The following is a 1,927-nucleotide window of genomic DNA, read 5'->3' on the forward strand; positions in this document are numbered from 1 at the left end:
TTTTAGGGATGCTGATAATTTATGGAAGCGAAAACTCGCCTGATTGCGAAGAACAAAAGTTGTAATTAAAGCGACGATAGTCATGCTACCGCCCCCCCACAAAATAAATTGTTTCCAAATGGGAGTTTCTGACTGAATAGCAGGTTGGGCGTAGTCTTTAGCAGCAGCGGGAATAAATCTAGCGCCGGTGTTTAATTCTGGGGAAGTTGCCAAGATTTCATTAGTATCTACAGTTGAATTAGTAACAGATGTCTCTGAATTTGTAGACTGATCTAACTGTGAAGAAGTTTTGTTGAGGGTAGTTTCTGCGGTTTTATTTTCCGTCCACCAAGCTTTTTCTGTAGGGGAATTTTTAGACTCTTTCTGTGTCACTGAGGAGGTAGCAACGGCAAAGTTTTCTTCAGGAAAAATCAGTGGCTCGGTTTGGGAATCATTATCTAATGTCAAGATGGGAATCATGACTGGAGGACTGTCAGGGATGAAAATGACAGGATTTTGAAGAGGCCGCCAATGATGTTGACATAGTTCTGGGGTGAGATAACTCAGATAGGTGTCTAAATCTTTTAAGCTGCTACCTTTGCCAGAAAATAAAGCTTCTAATAATGCTGTTGTAAATAAGCCATGACCTAGTTCACTAATTTCGTGGGAAAATTGCTCTGGTTGACAAGAAAGCATGACAGCCATTTCTAGTTCTTTGGCGGTGTCAATAATTTCTTGACCTACGGGAGCATCAGCTTGTGTACCAAAGGCGCGGTTAATATCAAATATTAGTAATACATTCAACTTGGCAGCATGGAAACTTTGCATCAGTTGTTTCACAGCTATGCCAGTTTCTAACACCTGATCAGGATTTCCATCAGCCGGCATTAAATAATCTTTGTCATTATAGTTGACACCGTAACCGCTGAAGAAAAACCATAGATAGTCCTCTGGTTGGCAAGATTTTGCTGCTAATTCCTCCAATAAAACTAGAATATTGTCTTGGGTTGGATAAGAGGATCTTTCCCCTATCGGTGGTGAAGTATTTGTCATCAGTAGGCAATTTTGGGGTAAAAAACCTACTTCTGTCACCAAGAAATCCTTTAGTGCCTCCGCATCGTTTTGAGCGCAACTTAAAGGTTGAAATAACTCATATTGATTGATGCCAATAGCGATCGCCCAGTAATTTACCATCCCGCTCATTGTCGGTTTTTGTTTACTTGTTGAAAGTTGTTCTGACTCCTTTACGGGCGAAGCATTCGGGCGATAAATTATCAATTTTTGTCCCAGGTTGTTTTCCGAATGCTTCGCCCCTACGACTCCTGACTTCTTTACGGGCGAAGCATTCGGGCGATAAATTATCAATTTTTGTCCCAGGTTGTTTTCCCAATGCTTCGCCCCTACGACTCCTGACTTCTGAATTCTTACTCAAGTAGTTCTTATGACGTTAAGATATCGGAAAATACCAGCATTAGATTAAAATGCTCTGTCATACTTCAGAAGTAGCTCAAGTTTATGAACAGGATTTACAGCTTTTCACCATCATCAATCATCCCCTTTTCATTTATTGGCCAATTTGGCAGGAAAATCCGGATAATTCAAGGTGGATGTTGGCTTTTGCTGGCTTTTCCTCTCTGGTTGGCTACGGAGGCGATCGCACCGCAAATTGTGCAAGCTTACACCGCTAGAGTTGATTTAGCTATTGAGCAACCAACCACAGATGATGATCCTCAACCAAAACAATAATAGGGAAAATGGTGTGGGAGGTAGGGGGCAGCTCACAGGGGTAGGTTTTTAATATTATCTGTGAAGGCAGGACCAGGAAGACAAGGAGGGAAAGTAGACAAGGAAGATTTTATCAGCACAATGGTCTTTTTGTTACCAAGAGAAGATGATTTTGTACTGTTTTCCTCCCTTGTCCACTGTCCTTCCTTGTCCCCCAAGTCTT

2 protein-coding genes are annotated in these 1,927 nt (G+C 41.6%); one reads left to right on the plus strand and one right to left on the minus strand.

Annotated elements, in window-relative coordinates; all coding sequences use genetic code 11:
* Positions 1-1,173, minus strand: a 1,173-nt coding sequence (locus tag FFR48_RS27605) for a caspase family protein (protein WP_201277701.1), incomplete at its 3' end; no start/stop codon positions are given.
* Between the two features lie 321 nt (positions 1,174-1,494).
* Between FFR48_RS27605 and FFR48_RS27610 the strand changes: the two genes are divergently transcribed.
* A complete protein-coding gene (locus FFR48_RS27610; protein WP_236104221.1) occupies positions 1,495-1,725 on the plus strand; it encodes a hypothetical protein in 231 nt (76 codons plus the stop codon).
* Positions 1,726-1,927: the final 202 nt, after the last annotated feature.

This window comes from Sphaerospermopsis reniformis (genome assembly GCF_005402885.1).
Classification (GTDB): domain Bacteria; phylum Cyanobacteriota; class Cyanobacteriia; order Cyanobacteriales; family Nostocaceae; genus Sphaerospermopsis; species Sphaerospermopsis kisseleviana.